The 24,341-nt window shown below is 72.0% G+C and carries 21 protein-coding genes and 1 pseudogene; 17 read left to right on the forward strand and 5 right to left on the reverse strand.

Annotation, left to right across the window (positions count from 1 at the left end; all coding sequences use genetic code 11):
* Positions 1 to 34 precede the first annotated feature (34 nt).
* Positions 35 to 1,729: an aa3-type cytochrome oxidase subunit I gene (ctaD, locus tag MKW14_RS09185; protein ID WP_240860931.1), complete on the forward strand. Its 1,695-nt coding sequence runs from the start codon at positions 35 to 37 to the stop codon at positions 1,727 to 1,729.
* Positions 1,729 to 2,181, forward strand: coding sequence for an aa3-type cytochrome oxidase subunit IV (gene ctaF / locus MKW14_RS09190; protein WP_240860933.1), 453 nt, complete (start codon positions 1,729 to 1,731; stop codon positions 2,179 to 2,181). The genes ctaD and ctaF overlap by 1 nt, the downstream gene beginning before the upstream one ends.
* Here the strand turns inward: ctaF and qcrB are convergent.
* From qcrB to MKW14_RS09205, 3 genes are all read right to left on the reverse strand, one after another.
* Positions 2,154 to 3,782: a cytochrome bc1 complex cytochrome b subunit gene (gene qcrB / locus MKW14_RS09195; protein WP_240860935.1), complete on the reverse strand. Its 1,629-nt coding sequence runs from the start codon at positions 3,780 to 3,782 to the stop codon at positions 2,154 to 2,156. The two genes, ctaF and qcrB, sit on opposite strands and share 28 nt — an antisense overlap.
* A gap of 60 nt (positions 3,783 to 3,842) precedes the next feature.
* Entirely contained in the window at positions 3,843 to 4,193 is a 351-nt protein-coding gene (locus MKW14_RS09200) for a DUF8129 domain-containing protein (protein WP_240860937.1), read from the reverse strand.
* Between the two features lie 98 nt (positions 4,194 to 4,291).
* Positions 4,292 to 4,654, reverse strand: coding sequence for a DUF6479 family protein (locus MKW14_RS09205; protein WP_240860939.1), 363 nt, complete (start codon positions 4,652 to 4,654; stop codon positions 4,292 to 4,294).
* A gap of 99 nt (positions 4,655 to 4,753) precedes the next feature.
* Here MKW14_RS09205 and MKW14_RS09210 point away from each other — a divergent pair, with 99 nt between their 5' ends.
* The 8 genes from MKW14_RS09210 to MKW14_RS09245 all read left to right on the forward strand — a co-directional run bounded on the left by MKW14_RS09210 (position 4,754) and on the right by MKW14_RS09245 (position 14,477).
* Positions 4,754 to 5,128, forward strand: coding sequence for a four-helix bundle copper-binding protein (locus MKW14_RS09210; protein ID WP_240860942.1), 375 nt, complete (start codon positions 4,754 to 4,756; stop codon positions 5,126 to 5,128).
* 278 nt (positions 5,129 to 5,406) lie between these two features.
* Positions 5,407 to 6,621: an acyl-CoA dehydrogenase family protein gene (locus MKW14_RS09215; protein ID WP_240860944.1), complete on the forward strand. Its 1,215-nt coding sequence runs from the start codon at positions 5,407 to 5,409 to the stop codon at positions 6,619 to 6,621.
* Positions 6,622 to 6,630: 9 nt separating this feature from the next.
* Positions 6,631 to 7,554 carry an oxygenase MpaB family protein gene (locus MKW14_RS09220; protein ID WP_240860945.1) on the forward strand — a complete coding sequence of 308 codons (924 nt, stop codon included), beginning with the start codon at positions 6,631 to 6,633 and terminating at the stop codon, positions 7,552 to 7,554.
* On the forward strand, positions 7,536 to 9,776 hold the full coding sequence (locus tag MKW14_RS09225) for a serine/threonine-protein kinase (protein ID WP_240860947.1): 2,241 nt from the start codon (positions 7,536 to 7,538) through the stop codon (positions 9,774 to 9,776). The genes MKW14_RS09220 and MKW14_RS09225 overlap by 19 nt, the downstream gene beginning before the upstream one ends.
* Before the next feature lie 66 nt (positions 9,777 to 9,842).
* Positions 9,843 to 11,420 (forward strand): phytoene desaturase family protein, encoded by a 1,578-nt coding sequence (locus MKW14_RS09230; RefSeq protein ID WP_240860949.1) that lies wholly within the window; start codon positions 9,843 to 9,845, stop codon positions 11,418 to 11,420.
* Positions 11,417 to 12,208, forward strand: coding sequence for a class I SAM-dependent methyltransferase (locus MKW14_RS09235; protein ID WP_240860952.1), 792 nt, complete (start codon positions 11,417 to 11,419; stop codon positions 12,206 to 12,208). The genes MKW14_RS09230 and MKW14_RS09235 overlap by 4 nt, the downstream gene beginning before the upstream one ends.
* 105 nt (positions 12,209 to 12,313) lie before the next feature.
* Positions 12,314 to 13,942 carry an MFS transporter gene (locus MKW14_RS09240; RefSeq protein WP_240860954.1) on the forward strand — a complete coding sequence of 543 codons (1,629 nt, stop codon included), beginning with the start codon at positions 12,314 to 12,316 and terminating at the stop codon, positions 13,940 to 13,942.
* Between the two features lie 16 nt (positions 13,943 to 13,958).
* Positions 13,959 to 14,477: a hypothetical protein gene (locus MKW14_RS09245; protein WP_240860956.1), complete on the forward strand. Its 519-nt coding sequence runs from the start codon at positions 13,959 to 13,961 to the stop codon at positions 14,475 to 14,477.
* A gap of 69 nt (positions 14,478 to 14,546) precedes the next feature.
* On the opposite strand, the gene MKW14_RS09250 is transcribed toward MKW14_RS09245, so the two are convergent.
* Positions 14,547 to 15,956, reverse strand: coding sequence for a DUF2252 domain-containing protein (locus tag MKW14_RS09250; protein ID WP_240860958.1), 1,410 nt, complete (start codon positions 15,954 to 15,956; stop codon positions 14,547 to 14,549).
* A 178-nt stretch (positions 15,957 to 16,134) separates the two neighbouring features.
* Between MKW14_RS09250 and MKW14_RS09255 the strand changes: the two genes are divergently transcribed.
* The 5 genes from MKW14_RS09255 to MKW14_RS09275 all read left to right on the forward strand — a co-directional run bounded on the left by MKW14_RS09255 (position 16,135) and on the right by MKW14_RS09275 (position 20,611).
* Entirely contained in the window at positions 16,135 to 16,797 is a 663-nt protein-coding gene (locus MKW14_RS09255; RefSeq protein WP_240860960.1) for an HdeD family acid-resistance protein, read from the forward strand.
* A 78-nt stretch (positions 16,798 to 16,875) separates the two neighbouring features.
* The gene (locus MKW14_RS09260; RefSeq protein ID WP_240860962.1) at positions 16,876 to 17,349 is read left to right on the forward strand and encodes a PLD nuclease N-terminal domain-containing protein; all 474 of its coding nucleotides are present in this window, start codon (positions 16,876 to 16,878) and stop codon (positions 17,347 to 17,349) included.
* 33 nt (positions 17,350 to 17,382) lie between these two features.
* Entirely contained in the window at positions 17,383 to 17,832 is a 450-nt protein-coding gene (locus tag MKW14_RS09265; protein ID WP_240860965.1) for a DUF7144 family membrane protein, read from the forward strand.
* A gap of 119 nt (positions 17,833 to 17,951) precedes the next feature.
* On the forward strand, positions 17,952 to 19,061 hold the full coding sequence (locus MKW14_RS09270) for an NAD(P)H-dependent flavin oxidoreductase (protein ID WP_240860967.1): 1,110 nt from the start codon (positions 17,952 to 17,954) through the stop codon (positions 19,059 to 19,061).
* A complete protein-coding gene (locus tag MKW14_RS09275; RefSeq protein ID WP_240860969.1) occupies positions 19,058 to 20,611 on the forward strand; it encodes an acyl-CoA synthetase in 1,554 nt (517 codons plus the stop codon). The genes MKW14_RS09270 and MKW14_RS09275 overlap by 4 nt, the downstream gene beginning before the upstream one ends.
* 10 nt (positions 20,612 to 20,621) lie before the next feature.
* Here MKW14_RS09275 and MKW14_RS41775 read toward each other — a convergent pair.
* A pseudogene (locus MKW14_RS41775) lies at positions 20,622 to 20,814 on the reverse strand (hypothetical protein); the annotation flags it as partial.
* 285 nt (positions 20,815 to 21,099) lie between these two features.
* On the opposite strand from MKW14_RS41775, the gene MKW14_RS09280 reads away from it, so the two are divergent.
* Positions 21,100 to 22,596, forward strand: a complete 1,497-nt coding sequence (locus MKW14_RS09280) for an acyl-CoA synthetase (protein ID WP_240860971.1) — start codon at positions 21,100 to 21,102, stop codon at positions 22,594 to 22,596.
* Positions 22,597 to 22,705: 109 nt separating this feature from the next.
* On the forward strand, positions 22,706 to 24,208 hold the full coding sequence (locus MKW14_RS09285; protein ID WP_240860973.1) for a purple acid phosphatase family protein: 1,503 nt from the start codon (positions 22,706 to 22,708) through the stop codon (positions 24,206 to 24,208).
* Positions 24,209 to 24,341: the final 133 nt, after the last annotated feature.

Genomic DNA, 24,341 nt, shown 5'->3' on the forward strand with positions numbered 1-24,341 from the left:
AGTGACTTCACCGCCCCCGGGTACCCGGCGGCGCATGGCGGTGGACAGGAGGACGGCGCGGCCGCGCCAGGCGCCGGTGCGGCCGCGCACGCGCTCGTCGCTCGGGCGGGCGCTGCTGCGCTGGGCGACCACGACCGACCACAAGGTGATCGGCCATCTCTACATCACGACCGCGTTCTCGTTCTTTCTCTTCGCAGGCGTCCTCGCCCTGCTGATGCGGGCGGAACTCGCCCGCCCCGGGCTGCAGATCGTCAGCCAGGAGCAGTACAACCAGCTGTTCACCATCCACGGCACGGTGATGATGCTGCTGTTCGCGACGCCCATGTTCGCCGGGTTCGCGAACGCGGTGATGCCGCTGCAGATCGGCGCCCCGGACGTCGCGTTCCCGCGACTCAACGCCCTGTCGTACTGGCTGTATCTGTTCGGCGGGCTGATGGTCGTCTCCGGGTTCCTGGTGCCCGGTGGAGCGGCGGCCTTCGGCTGGTTCGCCTACGCGCCTCTCAACGACTCCGTGCACAGCCCCGGCGCCGGCGGCGACCTGTGGGTGATGGGGCTGATCGTGACCGGTGTCAGCACCACGCTCGGCGCGGTCAACTTCATCACCACCATCCTGTGTCTGCGCGCCCCCGGCATGACCATGTTCCGGATGCCGATCTTCACCTGGAACGTGCTGTTCACGTCGATCCTGGTGCTGCCCGCGTTCCCCGTGCTGACCGCCGCGCTGTTCGCGCTGGAGGCGGACCGCAAGTTCGGGGCGCAGGTCTTCGAGGCGGCCGACGGCGGGGCCCTGCTGTGGCAGCACCTGTTCTGGTTCTTCGGCCATCCCGAGGTCTACATCGTCGCGCTGCCGTTCTTCGGGATCGTCTCCGAGATCATCCCGGTGTTCAGCCGTAAACCGATCTTCGGCTACGTCACCCTCGTCGGCGCGACCATCGCCATCACCATGCTCTCCGCGGTGGTGTGGGCCCACCACATGTTCGCCACCGGCGCGGTGCTGCTGCCGTTCTTCTCGCTGATGTCGTTCCTGATCGCGGTGCCGACGGGGGTGAAGTTCTTCAACTGGATCGGCACGATGATCAAGGGATCGCTGTCCTTCGAGACACCCATGCTCTGGTCCTGCGGCTTCATGGTGACCTTCCTGCTCGGCGGCATGAGCGGTGTGCTGATCGCCTCGCCGCCGCTGGACTTCCACCTGACCGACAGCTACTTCATCGTGGCCCATCTGCACTACGTCCTGTTCGGGACCGTGGTCTTCGCGATGTTCGCCGGCTTCTACTTCTGGTGGCCCAAGCTCACCGGCAAGATGCTCGACGAACGTCTCGGGAAGATCCACTTCTGGACGCTGTTCGTCGGCTTCCAGACCACCTTCCTCGTCCAGCACTGGCTCGGCGAGGAGGGCATGCCCCGCCGTTACGCCGACTACCTGCCCGCCGACGGCTTCACCCTGCTCAACACCGTCAGCTCCATCGGCGCCTTCCTGCTGGGCCTGTCCACCCTGCCGTTCCTCTACAACGTCTGGAAGACCGCCCGGTACGGCGAGAAGGTCGAGACCGACGACCCCTGGGGCTACGGCCGTTCCCTGGAGTGGGCCACCTCCTGCCCGCCCCCGCGCCACAACTTCACCGCCCTGCCCCGGATCCGCTCCGAGTCGCCGGCCTTCGACCTGCACCACCCGGAGGTGGCGGAGCAGGTGGCGGCGGGACAGCAGGAGACGAAACAGGAGAGCTGATGCGCACCGAGTCCCGACTCTTCGCCGGCGTCGCCCTCTTCTTCGCCGTCACCGCCGTCGGCTACTGGTGGCGCTCCCGCGAGCCCGCCGGTACGGCCGCCCTGGGGATCGCCTTCCTGATGGCCGCGCTCGTCGCGTTCTTCCTGCACGTGCAGTACCGCAGGCGCGGTCTGCGCGCGCAGGACCGGCCGGACGCCGAGATCATCGACACGGCGGGCCCACTGGAGTTCTTCTCCCCGTTCAGCCCCTGGCCCATCGTCGTCGCGCTCGGCGCGGTCCTGCTCGCCCTCGGCGTCGTCTTCGGACTGTGGCTGGTGCTGCTGGGGTTCGGCGTCCTCGGGCTCGGTGTCTTCGGAATGGTCTTCCAGTACGTCGACCGTCCGGACCCCGGCGCCGAGCCCTCGGGCCCGGACGCCCGGCCCGGTCAGCCCTCCAACTCGCGGTCCCGCTGAGCGAGTTCGCCGTCGCCCGACCCGCGCTCGGGGACCTCGCCGTTGCCCGGCTCCTGGACCCGGTCGCCGTAGTACCAGGAACTCAGCGTGGCCCGTAGTCGCTCCAACTGCGGGCTCTGCCCGTCGGGTTCGGCCGGCGGCGGCTCGGGCAGCCGGCGCGCGCGGAGCACGTACTGTTGCTCCTCGTCGAGCGGCTCATGGGCCTCGACGTAGCCGCCGGTGATCGTCTGGCGCACCGCGCCGGTCTCCTCGCCCTCGTGCAGCTTCTTAAGCTCGGACTCCTGCAGGGCCAGGCACACCCGCCTGGTGACCATCAGCGCCAGCGGCGGCAGCACCACCACGGCGATGCGGAAGACCCAGGTCAGCGTGTTCAGGGAGATCTTGAAGGTGTGCGCGATGATGTCGTTGCCGCCGGCCAGGAGCAGGACGCCGTAGAAGCAGATGCCGGCGACACCGAGACCGGTGCGGGCGGGGTTGTCGCGGGGCCGGTCGCACAGATGGTGTTCCCGGTCGTCACCGGTCACCCAGCGTTCCAGGAACGGGTAGGCGTACAGCACCGCGAACAGGGCGAGCGGCAGCACCACGGCGGGCAGCAGGACGTTCCACATCACGGTGTGCCCGGCGACCGCCGTCTCCCAGGGCGGCACCAGACGCAGCGAGCCCTCCAGGAAGCCGACGTACCAGTCCGGTTGGGAACCGGTCGACACCATGTCCGGCCGGTAGGGGCCGTACACCCAGACCGGGTTGATCTGCGCGAGCCCGGCGAGGACCGTCAGCAGTCCGAAGACCATGAAGAACAGGCCGCCCGAACTCGCCGTGAACTGGGGGACCATGGGCTTGCCGACGGCGTTGCGGTTGGTGCGGCCCGGGCCCGCCCACTGGGTGTGCTTGAGATAGACCACCAGCATCAGGTGGACGGCGACCAGCGCCAGCAGCAGTCCGGGGATCAGCAGGATGTGGAGCGAGTACAGCCGCGGGATCAGCTCGTGGCCCGGGTACTCGCCGCCGAAGACGAACATGCTGATGTACGTCCCGACGACCGGGATCGACAGCATGATGCCCTGCGCGATCCGCAGGCCCGTCCCCGACAGCAGGTCGTCCGGCAGGGAGTAGCCGGCGAAGCCCTCGGCCAGCGCCAGCACGAACAGGGTCACGCCGATCAGCCAGTTGACCTCGCGGGGGCGGCGGAAGGCGCCGGTGAAGAAGATCCGCAGCAGGTGCACGCCGATCGCGGCGAGGAAGACCAGCGCCGCCCAGTGGTGCAGCTGGCGGATCAGCAGGCCGCCGCGCACGTCGAAGCTGATGTGCAGCGTCGACTGGTACGCCTCCGTCATCCGGATCCCGTCCAGGGGCCGGTAGGAGCCGTTGTAGACGATCTCCGTCATCGAGGGGTGGAAGAAGAGGGTCAGCCAGACGCCCGTCAGCAGCAGGACGACGAAGCTGTAGAGGGCGATCTCGCCCAGGAAGAACGACCAGTGGTCCGGGAAGGCCTTCCGCAGCAGCTTGCCGCCGTCGTACACCGGGAGCCGGGCGTCCAGCGCGTCGGCGGCGCGCTCCGCCGCGGGGGGCCGGGTCCGGGCCGTACTCTTCCTGCTCAGCACGGCCCACGAGTGCCCGGGCCCCCGGGACGGAAACGCCGGGAAGACCGGCGGGCCCGGATCCTAGGTGCGGTCGCCCTTCGGCTTGCCCCGTTGGTCGGGGGTGCCGTGCGGGGGCGGGCTGAAGGGCTGCGGCGAGGTCGCGGGCGAGACCGGCGAGCCGGAGCGGCCGCCGCTGTGCTCGGGACGCGGGGCGCCCGGGTTCCCCGAGGTCGGCTCGGCGCCCGCGTGCAGCTGGCCCAGGCGGGCCGACAACAGCTCGGTCACCGGCAGCCGGTCGGCGTGCGAGCGCTCGAACGCCAGCAGCTCCTCCACCTCGTCGGCGGACAGTGACCGCACACGGCTCTCCAGACCGCCGATCGGCAGATGGTCGTAGTCGGGCAGGGGCAGGGTGTCGCGGGCGGGGTCGGTCATGGCTCTCGCTTCCTCCCTCGGGCGTGCGGAGGGGGGTGCCGGTCCTCCCTCGGGCGTGCGGGGTGCCGGTCCTCCCTCGGGGTGCGGGGGTGTCCGGGTCAGCCGCCGCCGGGGCCGCCGCTGCCGAACGAACCGCTGCTGCCCTCGCTCCAGCGCGGCCGCTCCTTCGAGGGGGCCGTCCGGGACGGGGAGTTGCCGTGGTTCGGCAGCTCGTGCGGGGTCAGCCGGCGGTCGCCGCGGGGCACCTCGTCGGGCTCACAGTTCTCCAGCACCTCACGCACCGGACCCTCGTCCGGCACCCGGGGCTGCTCGTGCGGCTTCGGCGGCGCGGGCTCGCGGCGCCGGACGCGGGCACCCAGGACGAAGGCGCCGATCAGCACCAGCACGATCACCACTCCGGCCGCGATCAGGCCCATGGCGGCGGCACTGCTCGCGGCGATGTCCATCGATGCGTTGGTCATGGCACGCGGGTACCCCCGACCTCCGCCATGAACCGACTCACCTGCGAAAGCGGCCCCGGCCCGGTGTTTGACGCCGAGGGCACCGGCTACCCGCACGGTGTGACAACGACGACGACGCAAGAGGAGCTCTTCCGGTTCCTGGAGGACCGCTTCGCCTGCGCGCAGGCGTGCACCGAGTGCGCACGCTCGTGTGCCCTGCGCGCCAGCCTGGTGGACCCGGACGGGACGGAACAGCAGGAACTCGTACGGCGCAAGGGCATCATGTGCGCCGAGGTGTGCGACGCGACCTGCCGTGTGCTGTCGGAGCAGAACCGGCTCGACGAGGCCGGCATGCGCATCCAGGTGGAATGGTGCCGCACGGTGTGCCTGGAGTGCGCGCATGTCTTCGACAGGTACCCGGGCGCCGAGGACGGTGCGAAGGCGTGCCGGGAGTGCGCGCAGGCCTGCACGGACTTCCTCGACACCCTGAACTGACCCACCGCACGGCGGCTCGACGCTGGGCGCTCCGGCACCGGCCCGGGCGCCGCACCGGCGCGGAAGACGACCGGGCCGTCGGAGGCGATGGCGGCGCGCAGCAGTCCGTGGGCGTCGGCGACGGTGGCCGGCGTGACGGCATGGAGCCCCGGGGCCGCATGTGGACCCACCTCGCCGGCAGGCGCTCCGGCACCGGCCCGGTTCTCGGCATTCCCAATTTCTGGAACACGTTCTACGGTGTGCGCCGTCAGGACCGGACTGGGAGGCCTGGAGGCGCCGTGCACCTCGAATACACGCCCGAGCAGCAGCGGCTGCGCACCGAACTGCGCTCGTACTTCGCCGAGCTGGTGCCCGACAACGCCTACGCCCGGCACGGCGACCCGGCCGCTCAGAAGCGCTTCTACCGCGAGACCATCCGCCGCCTCGGCTCGGACGGCTGGCTCGGGGTGGGCTGGCCCGAGGAGTACGGCGGGCGCGGGCTCACGGCGATGGAGCAGTTCATCTTCTTCGACGAGGCCGCCCAGGCGGGCGTCCCCCTGCCGCTGATGGCGCTGAACACGGTCGGCCCGACGATCATGCAGTTCGGCACGGACGAGCAGAAGGCCTACTTCCTGCCCAAGGTCCTCTCCGGCGAGATCGACTTCGCCATCGGCTACAGCGAGCCCGACGCGGGCACGGACCTCGCCTCGCTGAAGACGCGCGCCGTACGGGACGATGGGGGCACCTCCCGCTCGAGCGAAGCCGAGAGTGGGGGAGAGTACGTGGTCAACGGGCAGAAGATCTGGACCACCAACGGCGACACCGCGGACTGGGTGTGGCTGGCCACCCGCACCGACCCGGACGCCCCGCCGCACAAGGGCATCACCATGCTGCTGGTGCCGACCACCGACCCCGGCTACTCCTGCACCGTCATCACCACCCTCGCCTCGCACGACACCACCGCCAGCTACTACGAGAACATCCGTGTCCCCGTCACCCGCCGGGTCGGCGCCGAGAACCAGGGCTGGCGGCTGATCACCAACCAGCTCAACCACGAGCGCGTCACCCTCGCCGCCCACGGCACCATGGCCATCCGCGCCCTGCACGACGTGCAGCGCTGGGCCATGGAGACCAAGCTCGCCGACGGCCGCCGCGTCGTCGACCTGCCCTGGGTGCGCCGCCGCCTGGCCCAGACGCACACCAGGCTGGACGCGATGAAGCTCCTCAACTGGCAGATGGTGGGCGCCGTCCAGAACGGCACCCTCACCCCGCAGGACGCCTCCGCGGTCAAGGTCTACGGCTCCGAGGCCCGCCGCGACGCCTACGCCTGGCTGATGGAGATCGTCGGCGCGGCCGGAGAGCTCAAGGAGGGCTCGGTGGGCGCGGTCCTGCACGGCGAACTGGAGCGCGGCTACCGCTCGGCGGTCATCTTCACCTTCGGCGGCGGCAACAACGAGATCCAGCGGGAGATCATCTCCTGGATCGGTCTGGGGATGCCGCGCGTACGGCGTTAGCCTGCGCTCATGGGCGATCCCGGGCTGTTCACCCCGAACTCCGTGACCTGGCAGATGCACGGCGACCCCATGATGTGGGTCGCCGGCATCCGCGCGCTGTACCTCCAGGCCCTGCACCCGCGCGCGGTGCGCGGCGTCATGCAGAACTCCGACTTCCGCAGGGACGCCTGGGGCCGGCTGATGCGGACGGCCGACTTCGTCGGTACGACGACCTACGGCACCACCGAGGCCGCCGAACGCGCGGGCGCCCGCGTCCGCAGGATCCACAGCATGCTGTCCGCCACCGACCCGGACACCGGTGAGCGGTACGGCGTCGACGAACCAGAGCTGCTGCTCTGGGTGCACTGCGCCGAGATCGACTCGTATCTGCAGGTCCTGCGCCGCTCCGGGTTCCGCCTCACCGACGCCGAGGCCGACCGCTACATCGCCGAACACCGGGAGAGTGCCCGCCTGGTGGGCCTCGACCCCGACGCCGTACCGGCCGACCAGCGGAAGATGAACGCCTACTTCGAGAGGGTGCGACCCGAGCTCGCCGTCGGACCCGAGGCACGCGCGGTGGACGACTTCCTGCTCCGCCCGCCGACGCACCCCCTGCTCGTCCCGGCGCGCGAGGTGCTGTGGCGGCGCGTGGCACACCTGGCGTACGCCGCCCTGCCGCCGTACGCCCACGAGTTGTACGGCAGACCGGCCCCGAAACCCGCCGCCGTCACTCGGCGACTGCGTGCCACGGGCACCCTGCTGCGCCGCGTTCCCGCACGTGTGCGCTGGCAACTCCCGCCCAAACACATCCTGCGCGCCATGGCACGCCTCGGCCCGGGCGCGCGCCCCGCACCGTACAAACTCGGACGACAGCTGGCCATACTGGACGAGCCAGGGGAGGGCGGGACGAACCGTACGGGGGGCGATCGCGCGAGATGGGGGACAGCAGGCTGATCCACGGCCGCTACCGGCTGCTCGACCTGATCGGGCGGGGCGGTATGGGCGAGGTGTGGCGGGCCCGGGACGAGTCGCTGGGCCGGCACGTCGCCGTGAAGTGCCTGAGGCCCCTCGGCCCCCACCACGACCAGGCCTTCACCCGGGTCCTGCGGGAACGCTTCCGCCGTGAGGCCCGCGTGGCCGCCGCGCTGCAACACCGCGGGGTGACGGTCGTGCACGACTTCGGCGAGGACGACGGCGTCCTCTATCTCGTCATGGAGCTGCTGGAGGGCCGCAACCTCAGCCAGCTCCTGGACGACAACGAGCACCACCCGCTGCCGGTGGCCGACGTCGTGGACATCGCCGACCAGGTCTCCGCCGCCCTCGCCTACACCCACCGGCAGGGCATCGTGCACCGCGATCTGAAGCCCGCCAACATCATGCGGCTCACCGACGGCACGGTGAAGATCTGCGACTTCGGCATCGCCCGCCTCGGCCACGACATCGGCTTCACCTCCCGGCTCACCGGCACCGGCATCGCGATGGGCACCCCGCACTACATGTCCCCGGAGCAGATCGGCGGCTCGGAGGTCGACCAGCGCAGCGACCTGTACTCGCTGGGCTGCGTGCTCTACGAGATCGCCACCGGCGCCCCGCCCTTCGACCTCGACGACGCCTGGGCCATTCTCGTCGGCCACCGCGACACCCCGCCCCGCCCGCCGCGCACCCAGCGCCCCGAACTGCCCGAGTACCTCGAGAAGGTCATCCTCGACCTGCTGGCCAAGCGGCCCGAGCAACGCCCGCACGACGCCCGCGAGTTGGGCCGGCGCATCAGCATGGGCCGCACGACACCGGCGTACGTGCCCACCGTGGTGACCCCGCAGCCGGTGCTCCGGCCGCCGGAGCAGGCCCCCTCCCGCGAGCCCCGGCTGCCGTCCTGGACGCGCGGGATGACCACCGGCCACAAGGCCACCGGAGCCGGGCTGAGCACCACCCCGCCGGACGCCGGGGCCGGGCTGACCGGCGAGTGGATCGCCCGGCCGGCTCACGGCCACGCGGAGGAGCCGGCGCCCGAGGGGCCCTCCGCCCCCTCCCCGCAGACGCTCGCCGCCCTGGCCGGACGGCACAACGCCGGACTGAGCCTCGGCAGACTCGGCCGCTGGGCGGAGGCCGGCGAGGTGCACCGGGCGGTCGCCGCCGAACGCGCCCGGCTGCTCGGCCCCGACCACGCCGACACCCTCGCCAGCCGCTACGAGGTCGCCTTCACCCTCAGCCGCACGGGCCGCGCCGCCGAGGCGCTGCAGGAGTACAAGCACGTGGCCGCCGCGAGAACCCGCGCTTTGGGCGCCGACCACCCCGACACCCTCGCCGCCCGCCAGGAAATGGCGTACGTGCTGGGCCAGTTGGGCCGCCACTTCGACGCCCACGAGGTGTACAAGTCGGTGCTCGCCGCCCGGGAGCGGGGGATGGGCGCGGACCACCCCGACACCCTGCGCTGCCGGCACAACCTCGCCTTCAACCTCAGCAGACTCGGGCGCCTGGAGGACTCGTACCGCATGGCCCGCGAGGTGGCCGCCGCCCGCGCCCGCGTGCTCGGCCCCGACCACCCCGACACCCTGGTCACCCGCTACGAGGTCGCCTACGCGCTCGGCCAGCTGGGCCGCTGGCCGGAAGCCCTGCAGACCTACCGCGAGGTCGCCGAGGCCCGCGCCCGGGCCCTCGGCCCCGACCACGCCGACACCCTCGCCGCCCGCTACGAGGTCGGCATCAGCCTGGGCCGCCTCGGCCGCAGCGCGGAGGCGCTCACCCTCTACCGCGAGCTGATCGACGACCGCACCCGCGTCCAGGGCCCCACCCACCCCGAGACCCTGCGCGCCCGCCACGGCCTCGGCGTCAACCTCGGCCGGCTCGGCCGCTGGGAGGAGGCCCTCGCCGAGTCCCGCGACGTCTGCGCGATCCGCGAGCGCGTCCTCGGTCCCGAACACCCCGACACCCTGGTCAGCCGCCGCGAGGTCGCCGTCGGTCTCGGCTGGCTGGGCCGGTGGGCCGACGCCCTGACCGAGTACCGCCGGGTGGCCGCCGCCCGCGAGCGCGTCCTGGGCCCCGACCACCCCGACACCCTCGCCAGCCGCAACGACGAGGCCCACTGCCTGGAACAGCTCGGCCGGGGCGCCGAGGCCGGCGAGCTGTACCGCCGGGTGGCGGTCCTGCGCCAGCAGCGGTCCTCCCGCGGACGCTGAACGCTCCGGGGTCCGTATCGCCGTACACCCCTGGCCGCTGACGATCATCGCGTGTTACCAAGAAGCATGCCTGCACACGAGGGACCCGCGACGCACCGTACCTATGACGCCGTGATCGTCGGCGGAGGGCACAACGGCCTGGTCGCCGCCGCCTACCTGGCCCGGGCCGGACGCTCCGTGCTGGTCCTGGAGCGGCTGGAGCACGCCGGGGGAGCCGCGGTGTCCACCCGTCCGTTCGCCGGGGTCGACGCCCGGCTGTCGCGCTACTCGTACCTGGTCAGCCTGCTGCCGAAGAAGATCGTCCGGGACCTGGGCCTGGACTTCCGGGTCCGCGCCCGCACCATCTCCTCGTACACACCCGTGGAGCGGGACGGAAAGGCCACCGGACTCCTGGTGGGCGGCGGGGAGCGGCGCACCCGCGAGGCCTTCGCCCGGCTGACCGGCTCCGAGCGGGAGTACGAGGCCTGGCAGCGCTTCTACGGCATGACCGGCCGCGTCGCCGAGCGGGTCTTCCCCACGCTCACCGAGCCCCTGCCGGACCAGGAGGAGCTGCGCCGCCGCGTCGACGACGAGGAAGCCTGGCGGACCCTGTTCGAGGAACCGATCGGCGTGGCGATCGAGGACCGCTTCGCCGACGACCTGGTGCGGGGCGTGGTCCTCACCGACGCCCTGATCGGCACCTTCGCCGACGCCCACGACCCGTCCCTGGCACAGAACCGCTGCTTCCTCTACCACGTCATCGGCGGCGGCACGGGCGCGTGGGACGTGCCGGTCGGCGGCATGGGCGCGTTGACCGACGCCCTGGCCGGCGCCGCACGCGACGCGGGTGCCGTCCTCGCCACCGGGCACGAGGCGGTACGGATCGACACGGACGGCCGAACCGCCGAGATCACCTACCGCACGGCCGACGGCGAGGGCACCGTCGCCGCCCGGCACGTCCTGGTGGGCGCCTCCCCGCAGGCCCTCGCCGAGCTGACCGGTGACGCGCCGCCCGCTCCCGCCGAGGGCGCGCAGCTCAAGGTCAACATGCTGCTCAAGCGACTGCCGAAGCTGCGGGACGAGTCGGTGGACCCCCGCGAGGCGTTCTCCGGCACCTTCCACATCGCCGAGGGTTACCGGCAGCTCGCCACCGCCCACGCCCAGGCCGCCGCGGGCCGGCTTCCTCTCGCGCCGCCCTCCGAGATCTACTGTCACTCGCTCACCGACCCCACGATCCTCGGCCCCGACCTGGTCGAGCAGGGCTACCAGACCCTCACCCTGTTCGGCCTGCACACCCCGGCCCGGCTCTTCGACCGGGACAACGACGCCGTACGCGAGGAACTCCTCAAGTCGACCCTCGCCCAGCTCGACGCCCACCTCGCCGAACCCCTCGCCGACTGCCTCGCCACCGACGCCGACGGCCGCCCCTGCATCGAGGCGAAGACCCCGCTGGACCTGGAGCGCGACCTGCGGCTGCCCGGCGGGAACATCTTCCACCGGGAGCTGTCCTGGCCCTACTCCGGTACGGACAGCGGCCGTTGGGGCGTGGAGACGGGGCATGCGAACGTGCTGCTGTGCGGGGCCGGCGCGGTGCGCGGCGGGGGAGTGAGCGGGGTGCCGGGGCACAACGCGGCGATGGCGGTGCTGGAGGCGACCGGCGAGTGACCGGCTCGGCACGGGACTTCTACGACTCGCTCGCCGCCGACTACCACCGCGTCTTCCCGGACTGGGAGGCGAGCATGGTCCGCCAGGCGGCCGTGCTGGACGCCATGATCCGCCGCGAACTCGGGCCGGGACCGCACCGGTTGCTGGACTGCGCCTGCGGCATCGGCACCCAGGCGATCGGCCTGGCCCGCGCCGGGCACCGGGTGGTCGGCAGCGACCTGAGCCCGGTGGCCGCCGCTCGCGCCGCCACCGAGGCCGAATCCCGCGGGACGGCCCTTGCGACCGTGGCGGCGGACATGCGTCAACTCCCTTTCCGGACGGCCGCCTTCGATGTCGTCGTCTGTGCCGACAACTCCCTCGCCCACCTGCTGACCGCCCACGACGTGAGAGCGGCACTCGGCGCCATGCGGCGCGTCCTGACGGACGACGGCCTGCTCCTGCTCACCCTCCGCGACTACGACGAGCTGCGCCGCACCCGCCCCTCCTCCTCGCCGCCCCAGGTCTCCCACGGGCCGGACGGCCGGTCGATCACCTTCCAGCTGTGGCACTGGCACGAGGACGGCGAGCGCTACGACCAGGAGTACTTCCAGCTCATACCCGACGGACCGGGCTGGCAGGTCCGGGTACGGCACACCACTTCCCGGGCGGCGACCCGGGACGAGGTGGCGGACGCGGCGGCCCGGGCCGGCTTCACGGACGTCACCTGGCACATGCCCGGGACCAGCGGCTACTACCAGCCCGTCCTGACGGCGCGCGCGGCGACAGGACGAGGCGCCCACCTGCCGTGACCACCGCGTCTCGCCCGCGGCGGGTGAGGCGGCGGGCCGGTCCATCGGCTCCGATGGGAGGGGCGGAACCTGCGCCCGGGGGCCGACTTCGGCGAGGTGGACATCATGCGACACTGGCGCGCTCTGATCGTTCTGGGGACGGCCCAGTTCCTGATGGTGCTGGACACCTCCGTCATGAACGTCTCCATCAGCCAGCTGGTCAAGGACTTCGACACCGAGGTCACCGCCATCCAGGCGGTCATCACGCTGTACGCCCTCGTCATGGCCGCGTTCATGATCATCGGTGGTCGGCTCGGGGACATGTGGGGCCGCCGCCGCGTGTTCCTGCTCGGCATGACCGTCTACGGCACCGGATCCCTCGTCACCGCGCTGGCCCCCACCCTCTGGGTCCTCGCCGTGGGCTGGTCGGTGATCGAGGGGCTCGGCGCCGCCATGGTGCTGCCCGCCATGGCGGCCCTGGTCGCGGAGTCCTACCGGGGACGCGAGCGGGCCGTCGCCTACGGGGTTGTGGGCGGGCTCGCCGGCGCGGGGATCGCGGTCGGCCCGCTGCTGGGCGGCTGGGTGACGACGTACCTGACCTGGCGGCTGGTCTTCGCCGGGGAGGTGGTGGTCGTCGTCGCCGTCCTGCTGTTCCGCAAGGCGATCGCGGAGGTCCCGCGGAGCGGGCCGCGCCCGCACATGGACGTCTTCGGCGCCGTGCTCTCGGCGGCCGGCCTCGGTCTGGGCGTGCTCGGCGTGCTGCAGAGCGGCTCCTGGGGCTGGGTGCAGCCCCGCAATCCGCCCTTCACCGTGTTCGGCTTCGCGCCCACGCTGTTCGTCGTGGGCGCCGGCGTGGGAGTCCTGGCCGTGTTCGTGCGCTGGGAGCACCGCAGGGACGCCCGCGCGGCCGACCCCCTGGTCCATCTGGTGCTGCTGCGCCGGCCGGCCCTGCGGTCCGGGCTGCTGACGCTGCTCAGCCAGAACCTCATCCTGCTGGGCCTGTTCTTCGCCATCCCGCTGTATCTGCAGGTCGTGCAGGGCTTCGACGCGTTCCAGACCGGGCTGCGCCTGCTGCCGGTCTCCGTCACCATGCTCGCGGCCTCGACGGTCGCCTCCCGGCTGGGGCGTGTCATCGGTCCACGCCGGGTGGTCCGGCTGGCGCTGCTGACCCTGACCGGGGCGATCATCTGGCTGCTGGCCACCATCGACCCGGTCATCGACGACGCCCAGTTCGCCGGCGCCATGGCCGTGCTGGGCATCGGCATGGGGCTGCTCGCCTCCCAGCTGGGCAACGTCGTGCAGTCCAGCGCCGGTGAGGAGGAGCGCAGCGAGGCCGGCGGGCTGCAGTTCACGGCCCAGAACCTGGGCTCGGCGCTGGGCACCGCGCTCATCGGCTCGCTGCTCGTCGGCGCGCTGGCCCACGCCTTCACCACCCAGGTGGAGAACAACCCGCGGCTTTCGGAGCAGGCCCGTCACGAGACGAGCGTGGCCCTCGAGTCCGGCATCAGCTTCGTCTCCACCGACCAGGTGCACGCGGCGGCCGAACGCGCCGGACTGCCGCCCAGCGAGGTCGACGCGCTCACGGACTCGTACGCCTCCGCCCAGCTCGACGGGCTGAAGGCGGCGATCCTCGCCGCCGGCGGCATCACCCTCGCGAGCTTCCTGGTCACCCCGGGCCTGCCGGGAGCCCCGGCCGCGCGGGCCCGGCAGCCGAAGGCAGGGGCGGCGGCCCCGGCCGTCGGCGGCGCGAGCTGAGGAGGAGACGAACGCCATGTCCCGCACCGACCGGATCACGCCGGGGGCCCGGAGTACGGAGCACCGGGCCGCCTCCGACTACACGGGCGGCGTCTACGGCTCCATGCTCGCCGCGTCCGTGGTGGTCGGGGCGGCCACGCTGGACTCGTTCCCGCGCCTGGAGCTGGTGCTGCTGCTGTTGCTGACCGGCCTGGTCTTCTGGATCGGGCATGTGCACGCGCAGCTGTTCGGCGCCCGGCTGGCCCGGCAGGCGCTGGATCGCCGGGTCGTCCTGCGGGTCTGCCGGGAGGAGTGGCCGATCGTCAAGGCCGCGGTGCCGCCGGCCGCGGCGGTGGCGGTCAGCCCCCTGCTGGGCCTGGACCTCCAGGGCGCGCTCTGGCTGGCGCTCTGTGTCGCCGTCGCGGGTCAGATCGGCTGGTCGATGGCGGCGGCCCGGCGCGCCGGCGCCGGCTGGCCACTGGTGGCCGTGACCGCCGTGGTCAACCTGGTGCTCGGTCTGCTGATCATCCTGCTCAAGATCCTTCTGACGCACTGAACGCCCGCGCTGCGCGTGGTCGAGACGCGTGGTCGAGATGTGCCAGGTGCCCGAGTGACCGGCCTGGCGTCAGAGCGTCTCCGCGGTGAGCCTGCCGGAGTCCACGGCGACCCGGAGTGCCGCGTAGTCCCGCTCGTTCTGGTCGGCGTAGGCCTGCCCGAACCGCACCAGCGCGCGGTCGAACCCGTCGCCGGAGCCCAGGTAGGCGCCGATCGCGACGGGATCTCCGGAGCGGGCGTGGGCCCGGGCCAGCGAGGCCCCGCACACCTGGGCGAACAGGTTCAGCATGTCCGGGTCCATGGTCTCGGGCCGGGCGATGCCCTTCCAGTCCCGCAGCTGCCGCACGTAGAAGTCCCGTTCCCGGCCGTCGAGGCCGACCACGTGGGTGTAGCCGAGGAAGATGTCGCTGGTCGTCTGGATGAGGCGCTGTCCGGTCACCACCCGGCGGCCCTGGTTGTCGAACCCCTCGCCGCCCGCGTGGGCCGCGAGCACCGACTCCTGCGCCTCCTTGGCCTGCAGCAGCAGGGGATCGTCGTCGTCGCGGCCGAGCAGCAGCAGGATCCAGCAGCGGGTGCCGACGCTGCCGACGCCCACCACCTTGCGGGCCATGTCGACCAGCCGGTAGTGACGCAGGAGATGGCGGCGCTCCGAGGACAGCGTGGGCGCGTAGTCCTCCACCAGGGTGTGCAGCTCCTTCTCCCGTCCCTCCTCGCCCGGGTCGGCCCGCAGGTCCGCGAGCGGGGTGATCAGCGGCGGGTCCGGGGTGATGCGCCGGCCCTCGGCGGTGGCACGGGTGAGCTTGGCGAAGGCCTGCATATGGGTGCGGGTACGCGCCTGCTCCGCCGCCTGCGCGGTACGGCGGCGCTCCTTCTTGTCCATCGAGGAGGCCATCAGCCCGCGAAGCATGTCCACGTCGTCCTGGGCGTACCAGATGTCGAGGGTGCGCATGCCGGCGAACTGCCGCATCCGCTCCCGGTAGGCGCACACACAGACCTTGACGGCACTGTCCTGTTCCGCCGTCGCGAAGCCGTTGGCGCGGGCCGCGATCACGAAGCTGGCCGCGAGGCGCTTGACGTCCCACTCGAAGGGACCGGGAAACGTCTCGTCGAAGTCGTTGATGTCGAACACCAGGTGCCGTTCCGGAGAGGCCAGCATCCGGAAGTTCAGCAGATGGGCGTCCCCGCACAGCTGCACGCGCAGGCCGCTGTGGGGCAGCGCGCCCAGGTCGGTCGCCATGATGGCGGCGGCGCCCCGGTAGAAACGGAACGGCGACTCGAGCATCCGGCCGTAGCGGATCGGCACCAACTCGGGCACCCGCGTGGCGGACTGACGCTCTATCACGGCGATCGGGTCCGGCCGCTCCGGTCCCGGCTCGAACCGCCCGTGGCTCGACCGCGGGAGACGGCCGCGCTCGCCCTTGCCGTAGGAGACCCTGTCCGGCACCGACAGGGTGGACGTGAACGGGCTGTGTGCGGACATGGCGACACCTCCGGCAACGGGTCCTCACCCCACCTCACCGCCGCACCCGCACACGGGGATCACCCGTGAGGGGTGACCCGGCGACCGCGGGCGGGCGGGACGCTGGCCGGGTGGGAGTCCCGTGCGCACGGTCCCGACGGCGGCCCGTCGCGGTCCCCCGATCACGCCAGGAGGCGCCATGACCGTGTCGCGTGGCCCGGCACCCCGTACCGGACCGGAGTACCCGCCCGGCGACCCGGCGCGGCCCGCGCCGCCCGGCGACCCGGCGGACGTCCTCGCGGGTCTCGGCGGTTCGTGGACCTGGATCCTCGGTACGGCGGTCGCCACGCTGGTGCCGGGCATCCTCGTCCTGGTCTGGCCGGACGAGACACTGCACGTCCTCGCGGTGCTGATCGGGCTGTACCTGCTGGTGGTCGGCGTGTTCCGGTTCGTCGCGGCCTTCTCCCGCCGTGAGCACGGCGAACGACTGCCCGCCCTGCTGGTGGCGGTGCTGTTCGTCCTGGCCGGCGTGCTGTGCCTGCGCCACCCGCTGCAGACCGTCGCCACGCTGTCCCTGATCGTCGGGGCGGTCTGGCTGGTCGGCGGCATCCTGACGGCGTACACCGCGCTGGCCGCCCGGGACCTCCCGCACCGCGGCTTCGTCCTGGGCGCCGCGGCGCTCGCCTGCGTCGCCGGAATCCTGGTGCTGGCCACGCCCACCGCCTCGGCCCGCGCCCTGACCCGGCTGCTCGGGGTGTGGCTGGTCCTGCTGGGCGCCGCCGAACTCGCCCTCGCCCTGGCCTGGCGCACCGCGCTGCGCCGGGCCGCGGCGGCCGCCCCCGGACTCACCCGCCCGGGGTGATGCCCCGCGGGGTTGCCGTGCGCACGCTGAGAAGGCAGAGACAGGCGGCCGGGCGGCCGCCCGGGACGGAGGAGAGCCATGAACGCGCCGACGTACCTCGCGTACGACTATCCGCTGCTGAGCGTCTTCTGGTCCATGCTGTGGTTCTTCCTGTGGATCATGTGGTTCGTCCTGCTCTTCCGGATCGTCGTCGACATCTTCCGCGACCACGAGATGAGCGGCTGGGGCAAGGCGGGCTGGCTGGCGTTCGTCATCCTCCTGCCCTTCCTGGGTGTCTTCGTCTACGTGATCGCCCGCGGCAAGAACATGGGGCGCCGGGAGATCGCACAGGCGCGCGCACAGCAGGAGGCCTTCGACAGCTACGTACGGGAGACGGCCAAGAGCGGCGGCGGCCGCACCAGCAGCGTCGACGATCTCGCCAAGCTGTCCGAGATGCGCTCCCGCGGCGACATCACCGACGACGACTACCGCCGGGCCAAGGAACTGGTCCTCAGCGGCTCGGGCGCCTCCGGCCGCGCGGGTGGCGTCGGCTCCTCCGCCGACCACCTCTGAGGCACACCGGACGACAGGAATCGAGGCAGCGCCATGACCGCCACTCACCCGGCACACGCACACGCGACCAGGCAGGCCTGGGCCGGCGGGCTGATGACCTTCGGGGCCGTGATGCTCATGATCGCCGGACTGCTGGACGTCTTCCGGGGCATCATGGCGATCGCCTCGGACGACATCTTCGTCAACACCCGCAACTACGTCTTCCAGTTCGACCTCACCGGCTGGGGCTGGATCCACCTGATCCTGGGCGCGGTCGGCGTGCTCGTCAGCTTCGGGCTGTTCCAGGCCATGACCTGGGCCCGTGTCGCCGGGGTGGGCATCGCAGCGCTCATCATCATCGCCAACTTCCTCTCGCTGCCGTACTACCCGGTGTGGTCGGTCGTGATGATCGCGATGTCGGGGTTCATCATCTGGGCCCTGTGCGTGGTCCGGCGGGACGACGAGATCTTCGACCCGTTCGAGCGCCCCGGGCACGACATCTGACGACCCGTCGTAAGTCGTACCGGCGCCGGCCCGCCCGCATGGGTCCGGCGCCGGAGAAAATCTGATGGCGCGTCAGAAAAGGTCTTCCGTCGGCCGGAGGACTGCGGCATCCTGCGCCCATGCAGACGGAGCTGAGCAACACACTGGGAGTCGAGCACGCCATATTCGGCTTCACGCCGTTCCCCGCCGTCGCCGCGGCCATCAGCCGGGCCGGCGGTTTCGGTGTGCTCGGCGCGGTCCGCTACACCGCCCCCGACGAGCTCAAACGCGACCTGGACTGGATCGAGGCCCACGTCGACGGCAAGCCCTACGGCCTCGACGTCGTCATGCCCGCCAAGAAGGTCGAAGGGGTCACGGAGGCCGACGTCGAGGCGATGATCCCCGAGGGGCACCGGCAGTTCGTCAAGGACACCCTCGCCAAGTACGGCGTGCCGGAGCTGGCCGAGGGGGAGGCGTCCGGGTGGCGCATCACCGGGTGGATGGAGCAGGTCGCCCGCACCCAGCTCGACGTCGCCTTCGACTATCCGATACGGCTGCTCGCCAACGCCCTCGGCTCCCCGCCCCCCGACGTCGTCGCTCGCGCCCACGAGCACGACGTCCTCGTCGCCGCCCTCGCGGGCAGCGCCCGGCACGCGGTCAAGCACAAGGAGGGCGGCATCGACATCGTCGTCGCCCAGGGCTACGAGGCAGGCGGCCACACCGGCGAGATCGCCTCCATGGTGCTCACCCCGGAGGTCGTCGAGGCCGTCGACCCACTGCCCGTGCTGGCCGCCGGCGGCATCGGCAGCGGACAGCAGGCCGCCGCCGCGCTCGCCCTCGGCGCCCAGGGCGTATGGCTCGGCTCCCTCTGGCTGACCTGTACCGAGGCCGACCTCTCCGCACCCGCGGTGACGAGGAAACTGCTCGCCGCCGGCTCCGGTGACACCGTCCGCTCCCGCGCCCTGACCGGCAAACCGGCCCGGCAGCTGCGCACCGAGTGGACCGACGCCTGGGACGACCCCAACGGCCCCGGCACCCTCCCCATGCCCCTGCAGGGCCTGCTCGTCGCCGAGGCCCTCACCCGCATCCAGAAGTACGAGGTCACGCCCCTGCTCGGCACGCCCGTCGGGCAGATCGTCGGCCGGATGACCAGCGAACGCAGCGTCCAGGCCGTCTTCGACGACCTCACCCGCGGCTTCGAGGAAGCCGTCGACCGCGTCAACCGCATCGCCGGAAGGAGCGGCAAGTGACCAGCACGCCCCCCGCCGGATTCTGGGCCCAGGCCACCCACGACCCCGACCGCACGGTCCTGATCGCACCCGACGGCGAGGAGTGGACCGCCGGACGCCTGCACGCCGCCACCAACCGCCTCGTCCACGGCCTGCGCGCCGCCGGCCTCGAGCGCGGGGACGCCTTCGCGGTCGTCCTGCCGAACGGCCCCGAGTTCTTCACCGCCTACCTGGCCGCCAGCCAGGCGGGCCTCTACCTCGTCCCGATCAACCACCACTTCGTCGGCCCGGAGATCGGCTGGATCGTCGCCGACTCGGGCGCCAAGGTCCTCATCTCCCACGAGCGCTTCGCCGCTCCCGCCCGCCACGCCGCCGACGAGGCCGGCCTCCCGACGACGCACCGCTACGCCGTCGGCACGGTCGAGGGCTTCCGCCCCTACGCCGAACTCCTCGACGGACAGCCGGACTCTGCGCCCTCCGACCGCGAGCTCGGCTGGGTCATGAACTACACCTCGGGCACCACCGGCCGCCCCCGCGGCATCCGCCGCCCGCTGCCCGGCAAGCGCCCCGAGGAGGCGTATCTCGGCGGCTTCCTCGGCATCTTCGGCGTCAAACCGTTCGACGACAACGTCCACCTGGTCTGCTCGCCGCTCTACCACACGGCCGTACTGCAGTTCGCGGGCGCGTCCCTGCACATCGGGCACCGTCTCGTCCTGATGGACAAGTGGACACCCGAGGAGATGCTCCGCCTGATCGACGCCCACCAGTGCACCCACACGCACATGGTCCCGACCCAGTTCCACCGCCTGCTCGCCCTGCCCGAGCCGGTCAGGCGGTCCTACGACGTCTCGTCCATGCGGCACGCCATCCACGGCGCGGCCCCCTGCCCGGACCACGTCAAACGGGCCATGATCGACTGGTGGGGCGACTCGGTCGAGGAGTACTACGCGGCCAGCGAGGGCGGCGGCGCCTTCGCCACCGCCGAGGACTGGCTGAAGAAGCCCGGCACGGTCGGCAAGGCCTGGCCGATCAGCGAACTCGCCGTCTTCGACGACGACGGCAACCGGCTGCCGCCCGGCGAACTCGGCACCGTCTACATGAAGATGAACACCGGCGGCTTCGCCTACCACAAGGACGAGGCCAAGACGAAGAAGAACCGCATCGGCGACTTCTTCACCGTCGGCGACCTCGGCTACCTCGACGAGGACGGCTACCTCTTCCTGCGCGACCGCAAGATCGACATGATCATCTCCGGTGGCGTCAACATCTACCCCGCCGAGATCGAGTCCGCCCTGCTCGCCCACCCTGCCGTCGCCGACGCCGCCGTCTTCGGGATCCCGCACGACGACTGGGGCGAGGAGGTCAAGGCGGTCGTCGAACCGGCCCCGGGCCATGACCCCGGACCGGACCTCGCCGCCGACCTCCTCGCCCACTGCGCCGGACAACTCGCCGGCTACAAACGCCCCAAGAGCGTCGACTTCATCGCCGAGATGCCCCGCGACCCCAACGGCAAGCTCTACAAACGCCGGTTGCGCGACCCGTACTGGGAGGGCCGCACCCGCCCGGTGTGAACGTCCGTCAGGAGTACGACGGCAGGGTGCGGGCCACCGGGGCAGCGACCGCCGTCGAAGCCGACGGCCTGGAGGTGACTCGATCCGAACGGCACCTCCGTGTACCCGCCGTTCGCCGCGTCCCAGGCCGGCTCGAGCACGTTGAACACGCCGAGCCGCCCCGAGCCGCCCGGAACCGGGATGCGTTCGCCGCCCCGGACGACTGCGCGCCGGCCGGTAGCGGATGACGGCGGACAGCCGTGGTGCGAGGGCCGTCGCTGTCCGTGCTGCCCGGACTGTTCGTGCTGTTGTGGCGCGGCGGCCGGGAGTGCGGTCGCGGCGGTGAGTAACGCGAGGGTCCCGACGACCAGTCGTCTCGTACGGGTGCGCAAGGTGCCTCCCAACGTTGTTGGGGGAAGGAGCTGTTGAGCGTGCCTGCGGGCTGGTGCGCTGGTGTCGTTCGGCCGGGTGCTTGACCTCCTTGAGTGGCGGGCCGAGGATCATGAGTCATGACGCAGGGACACGGCAGCACGGTTGACGGGGTGCTGCGGCGCAGCGCCCGACGCACCCCCGCGCGGGTCGCGGTGGAGTACGGCGAGCGGTCATGGACGTACGGCGAACTCGACGAGGCCGTCTCCCGCGCGGCGAGCGTCCTGCTCGGCCTGGGGCTGGAGCGCGGCGACCGGGTCGGCGCCTACGGCCACAACTCCGACGCCTACCTGATCGCCTTCCTCGCCTGCGCCCGCGCCGGCCTCGTCCACGTCCCGGTCAACCAGAACCTGACGGGCGACGACCTCGGCTACATCGTCGGCCAGTCCGGCAGCTCCCTGGTCCTCACCGACCCCGACCTCGCGGACCGGCTCGCGGACGGCGTCCGGACCCTGCGGCTGCGCGACGCCGACGACTCCCTGCTCGCCCGGCTCGCGACCGCGCCCGCGTACGACGGCCCAGAGCCGCGCACCGAGGACCTGGTGCAGCTGCTGTACACCTCCGGTACGACCGCACTGCCCAAGGGCGCGATGATGACGCACCGCGCGCTGGTCCACGAGTACCTGAGCGCCATCACCGCCCTGGACCTGTCCGCCGGTGACCGCCCCGTGCACTCCCTGCCGCTCTACCACTCGGCGCAGATGCATGTGTTCCTGCTGCCGTACATTGCCGTCGGCGCGACCAACATCATCCTCGACGCACCCGACGGCGACCGCTTGTTCGACCTGGTCGAAGCGGGCCGCGTGGACAGCCTGTTCGCGCCGCCGACGGTCTGGATCGGCCTGTCCAACCGCCCCGACTTCGCCACCCGGGACCTGAGCGGCCTCCGCAAGGCCTACTACGGCGCGTCCATCATGCCGGTGCCCGTCCTGGAGCGGCTGCGCGAACGGCTGCCCGAGCTCGGTTTCTACAACTGCTTCGGCCAGAGCGAGATCGGCCCCCTGGCCACTGTCCTCGCCCCCGACGAGCACAAGGGCCGCATGGACTCCTGCGGCCGGCCCGTGCTCTTCGTCGACGCCCGCGTGGTCGACGAGGACGGCAAGGACGTCCCCGACGGCACCCCCGGTGAAATCGTCTACCGCTCCCCGCAGTTGTGCGAGGGCTACTGGGACAAGCCGGAGGAGACCGCGGAGGCCTTCCGGGACGGCTGGTTCCACTCCGGCGACCTCGCGGTGCGCGACCCGCACGGCTACTACACGATCGTCGACCGGGTGAAGGACGTCATCAACTCCGGTGGCGTCCTGGTCGCTTCACGCCAGGTCGAGGACGCCCTCTACACCCATGAGGCGGTCGCCGAGGTCGCCGTGATCGGCCTGCCCGACGAGCGGTGGGTCGAGGCCGTCACGGCGGTCGTCGTACCGCGCGGCGAGGTCACCGAGGAGGAGCTCATCGCCCACACCCGCGAGCAGTTGTCGCACTTCAAGGCCCCGAAGCGGGTGGTGTTCGTGGACGAACTGCCGCGCAACGCCAGCGGGAAGATCCTGAAACGGGAGCTGCGGGACCGCCTCGGCACCTGACGCGGCGCGGCCCGCGCACGTGATGCGATGCACAGGAAAGACCCGTTTCGTACCCGGTACCCCGCCGGTAGCATGGCTCCTGTTTACGGCAGGAGGGCACAAACCAGGCATGCGTTGCTGCTTCCCCGCTCCTCTCGCCGCCCTCGCCGGAGTCCCCGGCCCCTGTGAGGTGCTGCGTTCCGGAGCACTGCTCGCCCCGGCGCTGCTGCGCGCCGTCTCCGCCGCCCGCACCCGACTGCCGCACCACCAGCCGATCGCCGCCGTCCATCTGGAACTGGTCACCCTGATCGAGGACCGCGCGATCATCACCTGGTACACCGGCCTGGCGGGCACCGACGACGGCTTCGGGCACATGCTGCCGGCCCTCACGGAGGGCGAGGTCGTCTACGGCACCCATCCCGGCCGGCTCAACCGGGTCGCCGGCGAGGACCGGCCCACGGCCCACCATCACGTGGAACTCACCGGGCTGGAGCCCGGGCAGACGTACTACTACCAGGCCCGCTCCCGGGGCGTGGCCGCCCGGCCCACCGCGCTGCACCTGATCCGCGGCAACGCCGCCGGAACCTCCCTGCACGGCCTCGGCTCGCACGGCGGCCCGTACTCCTTCACCACGCCCCTGCCCCCGCCCGGCCGGCATCTGATCTCCCTCGCGCTCTGCAACGACCTGCACCTCGGCGAGACCACCGCCGGGCTCGTGGGCGGCATCCCCTTCATGCGCGGAATCTCGCAGCAACCGGGGCTCACGCCCTACCCGGAGCTCATGACCCGCGCCCTGGTGCAGGAGGCCCGCAGACGCGGGGCCGACGTGCTGCTGGCCGCGGGCGACATCTCGGCCGGCGGCTCGGCCGCCGACCTGGCGCGGGCCCGAGGCATCCTGGACGGCTTCGGGACGCACGGACGGGACTACTTCGTCGTCCGGGGCAATCACGACCGGCCCTCGGCGGTCGAGGAGTCCGACGGCGACACCTTCCGCCGCGGCTTCGGCCGGCCCGACGAGCCCGGGTACTTCGAGCGCGACCTGGGCGGACTGCGCGTCATCGGGCTCGACACATACGAGAAGCGCGGCAACGGCGCCGACTCCGGCGGTCTCGGCGCCGAGCAACTGGCCTGGTTCCGCAGCCGGTTGCGGGAGCAGCGGGAGCAGCCGACCGTCGTCTTCGGCCACCATCCGCTGACCGTACGGGACTCGCTCTTCCCCGTCAGCGCCGGCCAGCGCCTGGGCCGCCGTCAGGCCCGGGCCATCCTGGACGCCTACGCCGCCACCCCGGGCGTCTTCCTGCACCACGCCGGCCATACCCACCGCAACAAGCGCACCGTGCTGCCGCAGGCGCCGCACGTGGCCCTGCAGGAGGTCGGCGCCGCCAAGGAGTACCCCGGCGGCTTCAGCCTGCTGCGCATCCACACCGGCGGCTACGCCCTCAACTTCTTCAAGGCGCGCGGCACCGAGGCCCTGGAGTGGGGCGAGCGCAGCCGGCGGATGGCCGGGGGCCTGTGGCCCCACCACGCGCTCGGCCGCTCCGTCAGCGACCGCAACAGCGTGGTCTACCGAGACCTGTCCGGTATCACCCGGCCCGCTCTGGCGTCCTCGCCCGCGACCGGCTCGCCGGGTTGACAGCACCCTCCGCCGTCCCGGCGAGCGCATCGCCGGGCTGACAGGGACATCGGTCGTGCGTGGCGCGCGGGCGCGGGTTGGCAGGGGCTCTGCCGTGCCTGGAGAGCGGGCGCTGGCCGACAGAAGCCTCTGT

Origin of the sequence: Streptomyces gilvus, assembly GCF_022513565.1 — a bacterium.
GTDB classification, from domain to species: Bacteria; Actinomycetota; Actinomycetes; order Streptomycetales; family Streptomycetaceae; genus Streptomyces; species Streptomyces gilvus.